Origin of the sequence: Streptomyces sp. NPDC051180 (assembly GCF_040689545.1) — a bacterium.
GTDB lineage: Bacteria > Actinomycetota > Actinomycetes > Streptomycetales > Streptomycetaceae > Streptomyces.
In genome coordinates, this window is record NZ_JBFBBC010000033.1 from 1 (window position 1) to 14482 (window position 14482).

The following is a 14482-nucleotide window of genomic DNA, read 5'->3' on the forward strand; positions in this document are numbered from 1 at the left end:
CCCCGACACCGTTGTTGCCCGAGGAGCCCGAACAGATGGCGAACTTCTCCAAGTCGACCGTGCCGCAGTTCTCGGTGGACGTCTACCAGAACGAGCTCCGGGGTTCCGGGGCGATGCGCGTCGTCGGGAGGTGCGCCTAGCGGGTGACGAGGGCCTCCAGCTTGGGCACGATCTCGGCGGGCGTCGGCAGCGTGGAGATCTCCTTGGCGAGGAACTGCGTCCGCTCGGTGTAGCTCGGGTTCTCCAGGAGCTCCTTGCAGGCGGCCGCGATCGTCGCGCCGGGCGCCTGGTCGGGCTGCTCCTGCACCGGCCACAGCGTCTTGCCGGCGCCGAACCCGGTGATCGCCTTGGCGATCGACTCCCGGTGGTAGTTCGGGGGGAACTCCGGCGGGTTCTCCGGGATGATCAGCTGCGGCACGCCGTTGGCCATCAGGGTCGTGGCCGTGGTCGCGCCACCGTGGTGGACCGCCAGGTCACAGGTGGCCGCGGCGACGTCCATCGGGATCCAGCCGACGCGTGCGTCGCCCAGCTGTCCGCCGAAGCGCTCGGCGGCACCGGGGGAGGCGGCGATGAGCACCTCGGCCCCCAGCTTGTTCAGCTCGCTGACCAGGAGCGGCATGGACCAGCCCGGGTCGCGGAACATCAGGCTGCGGAAGCCCGACGTGACGAGCACACGACGACGGCCTTCCGGCTTCGTGTACATCCAGCGCTCCAGGCGGCGCTGCGGGTTGCTGGGGATCCAGCGGATCGGCTGGGCCGAGGGGTCGTAGGACGGCCGCAGCGACGGCGGGGTGGAGTCGAGGAGCAGGTCGGGCTTGAGCAGCCCGTCCACGCCCAGGCGCTCCAGCTCGGGCCGGAGCTCCGCCTCCGCACCCGGGTCGATGCCGGTGAGCGGGATGCCCAGGTACTCGACCTGGCGGACGTACGGGACCTTGAGGTGCGCGGCGAGCAGCATCGCCGCGTAGCTCTGCGAGCTGCCGACGATGACGTCGGGGGTCCAGTCCTTCGACAGTTCGAGGAGGGACTCGACGCCGGCCAGGCCCATGCGGGCGAAGCCGCGGCCCTGGCCGAACATCTCCTCGTCACCGAGCTCGCGGGGGAACCGCAGGCCCTTGCCGGGGTTGGTGATCCGCATGAAGTGCCGGATCGGGTCGACCGTGTAGCAGAAGGTGGGGATTCCGATGGCCTCCGCGGTGTCCACCCACGGTTCGTGGGCGGCCAGCATGACCTGGTGACCCGCGTTCCGTGCGGCCGTCGCCAGCGGTGCGGCGGCATAGAAGGTGGCCTGGCTGCCCGTGGTGATGAACAGGATTTTCATGGCACTCCGGATGCTTTTCGTAGACGCGGCCTGACGTATTTGTGAACAGCACCGATGTTCCACAGCGCGCGCTTTTTCTGTCAATCGGCCTCGAAAAGGCGAGAGCGTTCGATTGCGGATTTCGCGCAGTTGAACACGGTGAACACTCGACCCTGTTGCCGCCGCACCGGGTCCTGACCACCATATGGTCAGGACGTGCAGGCGAGAAAGCCTCTTAAAAAGCGGATACAGAAAGCCGGTGGTCTCCATGAACACGCTGATCTACAACGCCCGAATGGCTCTCCGGGACGTCATGGAAGTCAACATCTACACGCAGGGCAACGACAAGGTGTATCTGACCGTTTTCCCGGACCTGATCTGGGAGGGCACCGAGGAGACCCACACCGAGAAGGTCGTCCACGGCATCGTCGAGCGCCTGCACGACATGGACCTGGCCCTCGCCGGCGGCGACGCCGACGTCAAGACCCTCGTGAACTCCGGCGTCGTGGAGATCGTCCGCAAGGTCGCCTGAAATCCGGTGCGCCGCGCCGTCGCTTCCGGCGGGCCCGCGGCCTTTCCTGAGGAGGTACGACGGTCGTGATTGCCCGTTATGCATTGCCCGAGATGGCGGAGCTCTGGTCCGACCAGGCCCGCTACACCACCTGGGTCGAGGTCGAGGTGCTGGCCTCGGAGGCCCAGGCGCTGCTCGGGCGGGTCCCCGAGGCCGCCCTGGAGGACATCCGGCGGGCCGGGGTGCCGGCGGCGGCGCGCGTGGCGGAGCTGGAGCGTGAGCGGGACCACGAGATCCTCTCCTTCCTCGCCGCGTTCTGCGAGGACCTGCCGGACGACTCCGCCCGGTGGGTGCACCTCGGGATGACGAGCTACGACCTGGTGGACACGGCCCTCGGCCACACGCTGGCCCGGGCCTGCGACCTCCTGACCGGCGCGGCCGAGCGGCTGCGCGGGGTGCTGGTCGAGAAGGCGGTCGAGCACTGGGACACGGCGTGCATCGGCCGCACCCACGGCATGCACGCCGAACCCACCACGTTCGGCCACAAGCTCGCCGGCTTCGCCTTCGCGGTCGACCGCTCGCTCCGGCGGCTGGCGGACGCGCGGGAGCAGGTCGCGGTGGGCACCATCTCCGGCTCCGTCGGGACGTACGCGCTGATCGACCCCTTCGTCGAACAGCACGTGTGCGAGGCGCTCGGCCTCGGCGTGGAGCCGGCACCGAGCCAGGTCGTGGCCCGGGACCGGCATGCCCAGCTCGTCCAGGCGATCGCCGTGCTCGGCGCCTGCGTCGAGCAGATCGCCGTCGAGGTCCGGCTGCTCTCCCGCAGCGAGGTCCGCGAGGTGGAGGAGCCCCGCACGGCCGCCTACCAGGGGTCGAGCGCCATGCCCCACAAGCGGAACCCGACGACCAGCGAGCGGCTCTCCGGCCTCGCCCGGCTGCTGCGCGGGTACGCCGGGACGATGCTGGAGAACGTGGCGCTCTGGCACGAGCGGGACCTGTCCCACTCGTCGGTCGAACGGATCGTGCTGCCCGACGCGTTCACCATCGCGCACTACCAGGTGACCGCCGCGGCCGACCTCGTCCGGGACCTCCAGGTGTTCCCGGACCGGATGCGGGCCGCGATCGACCAGACGGGCGGACTCGCCTACAGCTCCGCGGTCCTGGCCGATCTCCTGGAGGGCGGCAGCGAGCGGGAGAAGACCTACCGCATGATCCAGGACGCCGCGAACGGCGAGGACTTCTTCACCCTGCTCAGGACCGAGGGGATCGACGCCGATCCCCTCGGGCCGGAGCGCTACCTGGTACACCACGACGTCATCTACAAGCGGTTGGAGAACCTTCGTGAGCTGGAGCATTGAGCGGGAGAACGGCCCCGACCTCGACCTCGGGGACGTCCTGCGGGTCTACCGGGAGTCGGGTCTCGGCGAGCGCCGGCCGATCGAGGAGACCGAGCGCATGGCGGCCATGGTGCGGAACGCCAACCTGGTCGTCACCTGCCGCGTCGACGGCGAGCTGGTGGGCATCGCCCGCAGCGTCTCGGACTTCTCCTACGTGACCTACCTGTCCGACATCGCCGTGGTCCGCGACCACCAGCGCTCGGGCATCGGCCGGGAGCTCATCGACGCGACCCGCAAGGAGGCGCCGACGGCCAAGATCGTCCTGCTCTCCGCGCCCGCGGCGGCCGAGTACTACCCGCACATCGGCTTCACCGCCCACCGGTCGGCCTGGGTCCTGAACCCCTGAGCCGTCCCCGTCCGCCGGTGCCCGCGTCCGTCCCCCGGCGCGGGCACCGGCACGTCCCCGACGGGCCCCGCACCCGCCGGCGCGCCTCCTCAGTGGTGGCCGCCGCCGTGCAGGTGCGCGGCGGGCGTCACCACGAGGGGACGCATCATGTGCTGCTCGTGCTCCAGCATGTGGCAGTGGTGGACGCCCCTGCCGACCACGGGGAACCGGACCGCCACGGTGACCAGTTCGCCCGGCGTGCCGTTCGGACCCGGCACGATCTGGCCCGCCGTGCCCACCCGGATGACGTCCTTCTCGCCGAGCTCGTGCGGTTCGAGCGCCGACACCGCCTTGAAGGCGATCGGCCGGGCCGAGCCGCGGGCGATCCGGTCGAAGCCGGTGATGTCGTAGCTCTCGCGGGCCATCACCTGGAAGTGCGCCAGATGGATGTGCATCGGGTGGGGCGCGGCGGTGAGGTTGAGGTACTTCCAGATCTCCGTGCCGCCGTGGGCCACGGTGATCGTGTTGCCGTCGTCGTACGTCATCGACGTCCGGCGCAGCGTCGTCACGGTCCCCTCGGCGTTCAGGACCTGGACGACGCCGGCGGCCGGGAGGACGAGGCCGGCCGGGTCGATCTCCTCCATCTCCCAGAGCTCCGGCATGTTGCCCGTGCCGGGGCCGACCGTCACGATCCAGCGGTGGCCGTGCTCGTGCGGCAGGTCGTCGTGGGTGAGCCGCTTGAAGGTGGGGGAGAGGGCCGCCGGCAGCGCGAACCGCTTCGAGGGCTTCCGGTCGGCGACGCGGAACTGCATGACGTCGGGTTCCAGGAGGTCGTTGCGCCGGTCGGAGACGCCGGGGGTGATGCCCTGGAGGGTGTTGACCAGCTTCAGCGTCCGTCCGCGGAAGGCGCTGAAGTCGACCAGGACGTCGGCGCGTTCGCCGGGGGAGAGGTTGAGCGCCCCGTCGACCGCGAGCGGCCGGTCGATCAGCCCGTGGTCGGTCCCGATCACCTGGAGCGCGCCCGGCACCGGCACGCCGTCCGCGAGGAGCATCAGCCGGTAGATCCGGGAGTTCGCCGTGTTGACGATCCGGAACCGGTACCAGCGCGGATCGACCTCCAGGTAGGGCCAGACCACGCCGTTGACCAGGGTGTACGGCGCCGCGTGCGGGCGCATCAGCCGCTGCGCGCCGACCATCTCCACCTTGTGGAGCAGCCGTCCGGTGAGCGCGCCCGACGCGTCCGTCGCGAAGTTCCGGTCGGCGAGGATCAGCGGCACGTCCTGTGCGCCGCGGGGCAGGTCGAGCGCCCGCTCCTCGTCGTTGCGCGACAGGAACAGGCCGGCGAGCCCGGCGTACACGCTGTAGCGGCTGAGGTGGTGGGTGTGGTCGTGGTACCAGAGCGTGGTCGCGGCCTGGGCGTTCGGATACGCCGACAGCTGGACGTCGCCGGGGCCTATCAGGTTCTCCATCCACCCGTCGTTGCCGCCGCCGGTCAGCATGCCGTGCAGGTGCGCGGCGCCCCACGGCGGCATCGCCGCCACCCCGGCGACCTCCTGGCAGCCCTCGGCGCCCGGGTAGTTGGAGAGCGGGTCCGTCATCGGGCCCTTGGCCTGGCCGAAGTCGACGGCGGTCACGGGTATGTCGCCGGTGAGGTGGTTCTCCCAGGCGACCCGGAGCGGCCGGCCGCTGACGGTCTCGATCGTCGGGCCCGGGTAGGCGCCCTCGTAGGTCCACATCGTCACCGGCGGGAGCTCGGAGTGCACGGTGACGTCCGCGGTGCGCATGCGCACGGTGAGTTCGTCGTGGTCGCCGCGCTGCCGGGGCCGGAGCACCGGCGGTATCCGCAGCGGGTCCCTGAACTTCGTCAGCATCAGCCCGGCGGCCGACGGCTCGGGAGCGCCGGGGGCGGCTACGGCCGCGGCCCCCGACCTGGTGAAGGCGGGGACCGCGGCGGCCATCGCGGCCAGTCCGGCGACGGAGCCGTAGCGCAGCACCGTACGCCGGTTCGGTCCGGGAAGGTCGTTTCTTTCGGGATGTGTCGGTTCCATGCGGGGAAGCTAGGAACGTCCGCTCACGTCGCGGTCGAGTTCGGCTGCAGCTTTCCGGCCAATCCTGTTCCGCTTGTGTTTGACCACCGACCTACCGCAGCGCCACCGCCATCTCGGTGTCCCGGTTGACGAGCGTCGCGTAGTGACCGCTGAGGGCGAGCAGCTCGTCGTGGGTCCCGCGCTCGGCGACCCGGCCCCGGTCGAGGACGACGATCTCGTCCGCGTCCCGGATGGTGGACAGCCGGTGGGCCACCGTGATGGTGGTGCGGCCGGCGCTCGCCGCGTCGATCGCCTCCTGAACCGCCTGCTCCGTCTGGGTGTCCAGGGCACTGGTGGCCTCGTCGAGCACCAGGATCGGAGGGTCGCGCAGGATGGCGCGGGCGATCGCGAGCCGCTGCTTCTCCCCGCCCGAGAACCGGTAGCCGCGCTCGCCGACCACCGTGTCGTAGCCGTCCGGCAGCGACACCAGATAGTCGTGGATGTGCGCGATCCGCGCCGCCGCGACCAGCTCCTCGTCGGTCGCCCCCGGCTTCGCGAACCGAAGGTTGTCGGCCACTGTCGCGTGGAAGAGGTACGTCTCCTGGGAGACCACCCCGACCGTGGCGGAGAGCGTCGCGAACGACAGGTCGCGCACGTCGATCCCGTCGATCGTGACCGTGCCCGACGTCGGGTCGTACAGCCGCGGGATGAGATAGCTCAGCGTGGTCTTGCCCGAGCCGGTCTCCCCGACGATCGCGAGACTGCGCCCCGCCGGCACGGTCACGTCCACCCCGTCGAGCGTCGGCCGCTCCGCCGAGGCGTACGAGAAGCCGATGTTCCGCATCCGCACCTCGCCCCGCAGCTCCGCCGGCTCGACCGGCTTCTCCGGCTCGGCGACGTCGACCGGCAGGTCCAGGTACTCGAAGATGCGGCCGAACAGCTCCAGCGAGCTCTGCAGGTCGATCCCGATGGTCAGCAGCCGCTGCGCCGGCCGGAACAGGGCCTGCTGGAGCGTGGTGAAGGCGACCAGCGCACCGATCGAGATGGCCATGTGGCCACCGGTGCCGGTCAGCCCGGTGACCCAGTAGATGATCGCCGGCATCGAGGCCATGACGATCCAGATCGTCGACTGGTACCAGAGGCCCGCCGTGCTCGCCCGGACCTCGATCTCGGTGAGCTTGCGGGACTGCGCCGCGAAGTTGTCGGTCAGCGACCGCGAACGGCCCATGGTGTGACCGAGCATGACCCCGCTGACCGACAGCGACTCCTGCACGATCGACGACAGGTCCGCGAACTGGCGCTGGCGGTCACGGGTGATGACCCGCCGCTCGTCGCCGACGTGCCGGCTCACCCAGACGAACGCCGGCAGGATCACCAGCGAGGCGATCGTCAGCCGCCAGTCGAGCAGCGCCATCGCGGTGGTCGTGGCGATCACGATGGTCACGTCCGACACCAGCGCCGTCGCCGTGGTCGTGACGGTGACCTGCATCCCCCCGATGTCGTGGGCGATGCGGGACTGCACCTCGCCGGTGCGGGTCCGGGTGAAGAAGGCCAGCGACATGCGCTGGAGATGCGCGTAGACACCGGTGCGCAGGTCGTGCATGACGAGCTGGCCGATCTTGGCGGACACGTGCGTCTGCCAGACGTTGAACGTGCTGGTGGCGATCGACACGACGATCATGCCGAGCGCGAGTACGGACAGCAGCCCGGTCCGGCCCTGCGGCAGCGCCACGTCCATGATCTCGCGGATCAGGAACGGGTTGACGAGGGAGACCAGGGACGAGCCCACGACCAGCGACGCGACGAACAGCAGGCTCCTCCGGTACGGGCGGAAGAGCCCGAGGATGCGGCGTTTCTGGACGGGGAGATGAGCGGTGGCCGACCCGGTGGTGCTCACCCTGGTCTCCTTCTCTTTCGGCTCTCTACGGTCAGTTCCAGTCGACGGAGCGCACGACGACGGCGGAGTTGAAGCCGCCGCGGCCCCGCGCCAGGACGAGCGCCGTGGCCACGGGGGCCCGCCGCGCCTCGGTGACCAGGTCCAGGTCGTAGTCGGGGGAGAGGGTGACGTTCGCCGTCGGAGGGATCACCCCGTCCCGCATGGCCAGGAAGGCGGTGGCGACGTCCAGGGGCGCGGCCCCCGAACCCAGCCGGCCCGTCATGGTCTTGGGCGCCGTGACGGGGACCCCCCGAGGCCCGAAGACCTCGGTGATCGCCGCCGCCTCGATCCGGTCCAGCTCCCGCGTGCCCGCCGCGTCGGCGAAGACGACGTCGATGTCGCCCGCCGTCAGACCGGCGTCGGCCAGCGCGACCTCGACGGCCTTGCGCAGGGTCGGCTCACGGCCGCTGTCCGGCGCCGGGTCGAACGTCGAGCCGTAGCCGAGGATCTCCCCGTAGACCCGGGTCGCGCCGCGCCGGCGGGCGGCCTCGGCGTCCTCCAGGATCAGCAGGGCGCCGCCCTCGCCGGGCACGTAGCCGGAGGCGTCGGCGTCGAACGGCAGGTACGCCCGGTCGGGCCGCTCCTCCGTGCTCAGCTCCCCGGTGGTCAGCTGGGCCACCCACCCCCACGGGCAGATGGCGGCGTCGACACCGCCGGACAGGATCAGGTCGCTGCCCTTGCGGACCAGCCGGCGCGCGTGCGCCAGCGCGTCGAGCCCGCCCGCCTGGTCGCTGACGACCACGCCGCTGGGGCCGCGCAGCCCGTGCCGGATGGAGATCTGGCCGGTGTTCACCGCGTAGAACCAGGCGAAGGACTGGTACGCGCTGACGTACTGGCTGCCCTGGCTCCACAGGTTCTTCAGCTGGTCCTGGCCGAACTCGAAGCCGCCGGAGGTGCTGGCGGTCATCACGCCCATGCCGTACTCGTCGGCCTCCTCCGTGCTCACCCCGGCGTCGCCGAGGGCGTGCTCGGCGCCGACCAGCGCCAGCTGGGTCATCCGGTCCGTCTGGGGGATGAGCCGGCTCGGCAGGTGCTCCTTGACCTCGAAGCCCTCCACCTCGCCGGCCAGCTTCGAGGGATAGCGCTCCGGGTCGAAGCGCGTGATGCGGCCGATGCCGCTCCTGGACGCCCGGGTGGCGTCCCAGAACTCCTCCACGCCGAAGCCGTTGGGGGAGACGATGCCGATGCCGGTCACCACGACCTGGGTGCTCATGCCGTCGTGTTCCTGTCCGGTCGGGCGAGGACCATCGCGCTCTGGAATCCGCCGAACCCGCTGCCGACGGTCAGTACCGCGTCGGTGCGCCAGTCGCGCGCGGTCCGCGGCACGTAGTCGAGGTCGCATTCGGGGTCGGGCTTGGTCAGGTTCGCAGTCGGGGGTACCACGTTGTTCTCCATGGCCAGGACGGAGGCGGCGATCTCGATCGAGCCGATCGCGCCGAGCGAGTGCCCGACCATCGACTTGATCGAGCTCACGGGGGTGCGGAAGGCGTGCTCGCCGAGGCTGCGCTTGAAGGCGCTCGTCTCGTGACGGTCGTTCTGCTTGGTGCCCGAACCGTGCGCGTTGATGTAGTCGACGGCCTCCGGGGCGAGCCTCGCCTCGTCGAGCGCCGACCGGATGGCCTCGGCCATCTCCCGTCCGTCGGGACGCAGACCGGTCATGTGGAAGGCGTTGCACCGGCTGGCGTAGCCGGCGATCTCGGCGTAGATGTGGGCCCCGCGGCGGCGCGCGGACTCCAGCTCCTCCAGCACGAACATCGCGGCGCCCTCGCCGAGGACGAAGCCGTTGCGCGTCAGGTCGAAGGGCCGGGAGGCGTGCTCCGGGTCGTCGTTGCGCGGGGTGGTCGCCTTGATCGCGTCGAAGCACGCCACGGAGATCGGCGAGATCGGCGCGTCGGTGGCACCGGTGACGACCACGTCGGCCGAGCCGTCGCGGATCAGCTCGGCGGCGTAGCCGACCGAGTCGATGCCCGAGGTACATCCGGTGGACACCACCGTCGAGGGGCCCTCGGCGCCGACCGCCCAGGCGACCTCGGCGGCGAAGGAGCTCGGCACGAAGTAGTTGTAGAGGTGGGGGACCGCGTACTCGTGGTCGACGAGGTCGAGCCGGCCGCCGTCGCTGACGACCCGGTACTCCTCGTCCAGACCCATCGTGGCGCCCACGGCGCTGCCCACCGCCACGGCCACCCGGTGCGGCTCGACCGCGCCGAGCTCCAGGCCGCTGTCCGCCATCGCCTCACGGGCCGTGACCAGCGCGAACTGGGCGGCCCGGTCGGTGCGCCGGATCTCCTGCGGGGTCAGCCCGTGTTCGTACGGGTCGAAGTCGATCTCGGCCGCCACGCGGGAACGGAACGGCGTGGGGTCGAAGAAGGTGATCCCCCGCGTCGCCGTACGGCCCTCGCTGAGCAGGCTCCAGAAGTTCTTGGTCCCGATGCCGCCCGGGGCCGTGACCCCGACACCGGTGATGACCACACGCCGGCCGGTCACGCCGACTCCCAGGTGTAGAACCGCTTCGCCATGGCGTCCGCCGGCGAGCGCCAGGTCGCCGGGTCGTACGCCTCGATGAACGGCTTCAGGTCCTGGCTGATCCCGACGAAACGCGGATCGCTCTTCGCCTGTTCGATGAGCTCGCCGCCGTTGTCGTCGTCGAAGTCCTGAAGGTGGAAGTACAGACCGTTGTACATGAACAGCTGACGTCGCCGAGTCCCCATGCGGTGCGGCATGTCGGTCTCGTCGAAAGCAGCGAAAAGCCGAGCCACGTCAGCACTCGAACGAGAATCCATTCTGGCCACTATCAGATTGCTGTGCATTGACCGCCTCCTCGATGATTTGCTGCGCCTATCGCAGATGCTTGACCAGTGCCGCCCATGTGGCGAGCTCCTCTTCCGACAGCGGTGGCAGGCAGGGCTGGTCGGCAAGCGGGATCCCGAAGTCCCTCCCGTCGTAGGGGGGATACATTCCGCTCCACGCAAAACCCATCCACATCAGGCCCTCACCGAAGTTCTTCGATAGGGATCGCATGGCGGATCTGAGCCTCGCGCCCATGTCAATCTCCATTCGCCGGGAACCACCCACCGCCACCTTGTGCGATGTCCCTCAAGAGGGGGTCGGAGGTGTATCGAATTCCGCTGGAGAAGGTGAAGGGGGGACGCGAAAGGGGCGGTTCCCCGAAGGAACCGCCCCTTTTCGGCTGAAACACAGGAATTACTGCGCGGCGACCAGCAGCCCCCGGGCGCGCAGCACTCTGCGCTCGACGGGGGCGAAGACCAGGAGGTCCACCGCCACCCCGACGACGAAGATCAGGAGGATGCCGAGCAGGACCCCGGGCATGTCGGAGAACTCCCGCTGGTTCTCCAGGTAGCGGCCGAGGCCGAGGCCCAGGTCGGGCGAGGACGCGATCAGCTCGGCGGCCATCAGCGACCGCCAGGAGAACGCCCAGCCCTGCTTGAGCCCCGCCAGATAGCCGGGCAGCGCGGCGGGGAGCAGCACGTGCCGGGCGCCCCGCAGCCCCGTCGCGCCGAGGGTGCGGCCGGCCCGCAGGAACAGCGGCGGCACCTGGTCGATCCCGGCGATCAGCCCGTTGGCGATCGACGGCACCGCGCCCAGCAGGATCACCGCGTACATGGCGGAGTCGTCGATGCCCAGCCAGATGACGGCGGCCGGCACCCAGGCCACCGACGGCAGCGACTGGAGACCGGAGAGCACCGGGCCGAAGGCGGCCCGGACCGGCTTCACCCGGGCGACGACCAGACCGATCGGCGTCCCGATCGCGACGGCCACGAGGAAGCCCGACAGGCCGCGCCAGACGCTGGTCCAGATGATCGAGAACAGCGTGCCCCGGTACCAGAGGTCGGCCAGCGCGGCCCAGACCGCCGCCGGGCTCGGCAGCTTGTCGGGGGTGGTCAGACGCAGGCTGTACGCGAGCTGCCAGGCCCCGAGCACCACCACGGCGCCCAGCACCGGCGGCAGCACCTTCTCCCGCAGCACCCGGCCCGGCGTGGTGCGCGTCGTCCGCACGGTCTCCAGCGCGTCGAGACCGGCCCCGACGCCGGCGAAGTCGTCCACCGGCGTCGGCGCGCGGAGGGTGTCACTGCGGGACATGGCGGCGGATCTCCCCACGGAGGTGCTCGGTGATGTCGGTGGTCAGCTCGGCGGCCCGGGGGGAGTCGGCGCGCTGCGACGCCGGAAGGTCGATCCGCCACTCCCGCGCGATCCGGCCGGGCCGCGAGGAGAGCAGGACGACGCGCTGGGCGAGCCGGACGGCCTCACGGACGTTGTGGGTGACGAACAGGACGGTCAGTCCCTGCTCCTGCCAGATCCGGGTGATCTCCTCGTGCAGCACGTCCCGGGTGATCGCGTCGAGCGCGGCGAACGGCTCGTCCATCAGCAGCACCCCGCCGCCCTGCGCGAGCGAGCGGGCCAGCGCCACGCGCTGGCGCATCCCGCCGGACAGCTCGTGCGGCCGCCTGGCGTGCGCGCCGCCGAGCCGGACGAGTTCGAGCAGCCGCTCGGCCTCGGCCCGGCGCGCGTCGCGCGGGACACCGGCCAGGCGCAGGGCCAGCTCGATGTTGCCGCCCGCGGTCAGCCACGGGAACAGGGCGTGGTCCTGGAACATCAGCGCCGGACGGGTGCCGGGCACCTCGATCGTCCCGGAGCTCGGCTCGTCGAGGCCGGCCACCAGGTTCAGCAGGGTGGACTTGCCGCAGCCGGAGGCGCCGACCAGGGTGACGAACTCGCCCGGGGCGACGTCCAGGCTGATGTCGTCGAGCACCGGAGGGGCCGCGCCGGGGCGTCCGAACGACTTGGAGACGTGCGCGAGCCGGACGGCGGGCCGCCCGGCCGGGGCACCGGCCCGGGGGCCGGGGCCGGGGGCGTCTGCGGGGGCCGTCTCCGGCGCGCTCGACGGTGCCCCCTTCGGGGCGTCCTCCGGGGCGTTCTTCGGGGTGGTCAGTGCCGTGGTCATGCCGGACACCTCCTGCGGGATGGACGGGGAACGGGAGTTACCGGGCGCCGAGCCCGGCGTCCGTCACGGCGGGCCGGCCCGCCGCCTTCAGCACCCTGTCGAGCAGGGTCAGGTCGTAGATGCCGGCGAGGTCGGGGTCCTCGATCAGGCCCGCGGCGGCCGCGTGGTCGGCCTGGGTCCGCAGGGTGCCGGCCAGCGGGTCGTCGAGGAAGTCGATGCTCCGCCAGGCCGGTTCGAGGACGGCCGGGTCCAGCGCCTTGCCGGTGTCCTGCTCGATGCGTGCGTCGGCGTCGGCCCTGGCCCGGTCGCGGTGGGCGGCGATGTACGCGTTGGCGGCCACCGAGCCGCGCAGGACGGCCTCGACGACGTCCGGGTGGGCCGTCAGGAACTTCTGCGAGACGACGATGTTCGTGATGACGAACCGGCCGCCCGGCCACAGCGACCTCTCGTCGACCAGCACCTTCGCGCCCAGCGCGACCAGCCGGGAGGCGGTCGGTTCCGGCACCCAGGCGCCGTCGATCGCCCCGGACGCGTAGGCGCCGGGCGTCACCTTGTTGTCGGTGCGGACGACGCCGACGTCCCCGGCGCCGGAGGCCGGGTCGACCCGCAGGCCGCGGCCCGCCAGGTAGTGCAGGAGGGCGACGTCCTGGGTGTTGCCGAGCTGCGGGGTGGCGATCCGCTTGCCCCTGAGGTCGTCCGGTGTCGCGATCCTGGCGGGGTTGACGACCAGCTTCACGCCGCCGGAGGCCGAACCGGCCACGATCCGCAGGGCCTTGCCGCCGGAGCGGGTGTAGCCGTTGATCGCGGGGGAGGGGCCGACCCAGGCGAGGTCGACGGCGCCCGCGTTGAGCGCCTCGATCGCCGACGGGCCGGCGTTGAAGACCTGCGTGCGGATCCGGGTCGCCCCCAGCTCCTTCTGGAACAGCCCGGTGCGCAGGCCCACCAGGGCGGTCCCGTGGGTGAGGTTGGCGAAGTAGCCGATCCGCACGGTGTCGGCGGAGAGCCGGGGGCCCGCGCCGGCCGCGGCGGCCCGCACCTCGGGGCCGGGGCCGCCGGCCCGGGAGCCGTAGCCGCAGGACGACAGCAGGGCGGCGACGGCCAGGGCAGCGACGGCGGCCCGGGCGGCCGCCCGCCCGAAGCGGCCTCGCATCAGAACCGGTCCCCGTCGCCGGGTGTCCCGGGTGCCCGGACGGCCCCGAACGCCTCGCCCGCCATACCGGCGGTGAGCGTGGTGCCGTCGGCCGGATCGATCAGCAGGAAGGAGCCCGTGCGGCGGTTGTCGGTGTAGCTGTCGAGGGCCAGCGGCTCGGCGGTGCGCAGCACCACGCGGCCGATGTCGTTGCCGTTCAGCCCGTCGGCGCCGGAGCGCTGTTCGAGGGTGCCGATGTCGATCCGGTACGAGATGTCCTTGACCAGCGCCCGCACGGTCCGGGTGGTGTGCTTGAGCAGCACCTTCGCACCGATGCGCAGCGGGCGTTCGTCGAGGTGGCAGACGCTGGCCTCGAAGTCCTTCGTGGGCACCGGGGCCCGGTGGCCGGCGGCTATGAGGTCGCCGCGGGATATGTCGATGTCGTCGGCGAGCCGCACGGTGACCGACTGGGGGGCCCAGGCGGTGTCCGCCTCCCGGCCGAGGGCGTCCAGGCCCGCGACGGTGGTGGTGCGCCCGGAGGGCAGGACGGTGACCCGGTCGCCGACCCGCAGCACCCCGGAGGCCAGCTGGCCGGCGTAGCCGCGGTAGTCGGGGTGTTCGGCGGTCTGCGGCCGGATCACGTACTGGACGGGGAACCGCGCGGGTTCCCCGGTCGGGTCGCCGCCGACCGGGACGGTCTCCAGGTGCTCCAGGAGGGTGGGGCCGCCGTACCAGTCCATGTGGGCGGAGGGCTCCACGACGTTGTCGCCGGCGAGCGCGGACAGCGGGATGGCCACCACGTCCCGGACGCCGAGCTCGGAGGCGTAGGTGGTGAACTCCTCGGCGATGGCGGCGAAGACGGGCTCGGCGTAGTCGACGAGGTCCATCTTGTTGACGGCG

At 71.5% G+C, this 14482-nt stretch carries 12 protein-coding genes and 1 pseudogene; 3 read left to right on the plus strand and 10 right to left on the minus strand.

Translation table 11 applies throughout. The features are described from left to right. Positions 1 to 136 precede the first annotated feature (136 nt). Positions 137 to 1318, minus strand: a complete 1182-nt coding sequence (locus AB0424_RS30640; protein WP_366310137.1) for a nucleotide disphospho-sugar-binding domain-containing protein — start codon at positions 1316 to 1318, stop codon at positions 137 to 139. Between the two features lie 247 nt (positions 1319 to 1565). Here AB0424_RS30640 and AB0424_RS30645 point away from each other — a divergent pair, with 247 nt between their 5' ends. The 3 genes from AB0424_RS30645 (at position 1566) to AB0424_RS30655 (ending at position 3551) form a co-directional block, all read left to right on the plus strand. Further along, the gene (locus tag AB0424_RS30645) at positions 1566 to 1829 is read left to right on the plus strand and encodes a hypothetical protein (protein ID WP_033205744.1); all 264 of its coding nucleotides are present in this window, start codon (positions 1566 to 1568) and stop codon (positions 1827 to 1829) included. A 65-nt stretch (positions 1830 to 1894) separates the two neighbouring features. After that, a complete protein-coding gene (gene purB, locus AB0424_RS30650) occupies positions 1895 to 3166 on the plus strand; it encodes an adenylosuccinate lyase (protein ID WP_366310139.1) in 1272 nt (423 codons plus the stop codon). Continuing rightward, the gene (locus AB0424_RS30655; protein WP_366310141.1) at positions 3150 to 3551 is read left to right on the plus strand and encodes a GNAT family N-acetyltransferase; all 402 of its coding nucleotides are present in this window, start codon (positions 3150 to 3152) and stop codon (positions 3549 to 3551) included. Before purB ends, AB0424_RS30655 begins: the two co-directional genes overlap by 17 nt. Positions 3552 to 3640: 89 nt before the next feature. On the opposite strand, the gene AB0424_RS30660 is transcribed toward AB0424_RS30655, so the two are convergent. From AB0424_RS30660 to AB0424_RS30700, 9 genes and pseudogenes are all read right to left on the minus strand, one after another. Beyond that, a complete protein-coding gene (locus AB0424_RS30660) occupies positions 3641 to 5578 on the minus strand; it encodes a multicopper oxidase domain-containing protein (RefSeq protein ID WP_366310143.1) in 1938 nt (645 codons plus the stop codon). 91 nt (positions 5579 to 5669) lie between these two features. Beyond that, positions 5670 to 7454, minus strand: a complete 1785-nt coding sequence (locus tag AB0424_RS30665; protein WP_366310145.1) for an ABC transporter ATP-binding protein — start codon at positions 7452 to 7454, stop codon at positions 5670 to 5672. A 31-nt stretch (positions 7455 to 7485) separates the two neighbouring features. Then, positions 7486 to 8706 (minus strand): ketosynthase chain-length factor, encoded by a 1221-nt coding sequence (locus AB0424_RS30670; RefSeq protein ID WP_366310147.1) that lies wholly within the window; start codon positions 8704 to 8706, stop codon positions 7486 to 7488. Continuing rightward, entirely contained in the window at positions 8703 to 9977 is a 1275-nt protein-coding gene (locus AB0424_RS30675) for a beta-ketoacyl-[acyl-carrier-protein] synthase family protein (protein WP_366310149.1), read from the minus strand. The genes AB0424_RS30670 and AB0424_RS30675 overlap by 4 nt, the downstream gene beginning before the upstream one ends. Beyond that, positions 9974 to 10300: a TcmI family type II polyketide cyclase gene (locus tag AB0424_RS30680; protein ID WP_366310151.1), complete on the minus strand. Its 327-nt coding sequence runs from the start codon at positions 10298 to 10300 to the stop codon at positions 9974 to 9976. The genes AB0424_RS30675 and AB0424_RS30680 overlap by 4 nt, the downstream gene beginning before the upstream one ends. 394 nt (positions 10301 to 10694) lie before the next feature. After that, positions 10695 to 11591, minus strand: a complete 897-nt coding sequence (locus AB0424_RS30685) for an ABC transporter permease (protein ID WP_366310153.1) — start codon at positions 11589 to 11591, stop codon at positions 10695 to 10697. After that, entirely contained in the window at positions 11578 to 12453 is an 876-nt protein-coding gene (locus AB0424_RS30690; protein WP_366310155.1) for an ATP-binding cassette domain-containing protein, read from the minus strand. The genes AB0424_RS30685 and AB0424_RS30690 overlap by 14 nt, the downstream gene beginning before the upstream one ends. Before the next feature lie 37 nt (positions 12454 to 12490). Then, positions 12491 to 13603: an ABC transporter substrate-binding protein gene (locus AB0424_RS30695; RefSeq protein WP_366310157.1), complete on the minus strand. Its 1113-nt coding sequence runs from the start codon at positions 13601 to 13603 to the stop codon at positions 12491 to 12493. Next, positions 13603 to 14482, minus strand: a pseudogene (locus AB0424_RS30700) (hypothetical protein); the annotation flags it as partial. The pseudogene AB0424_RS30700 and the gene AB0424_RS30695, both read right to left, overlap by 1 nt.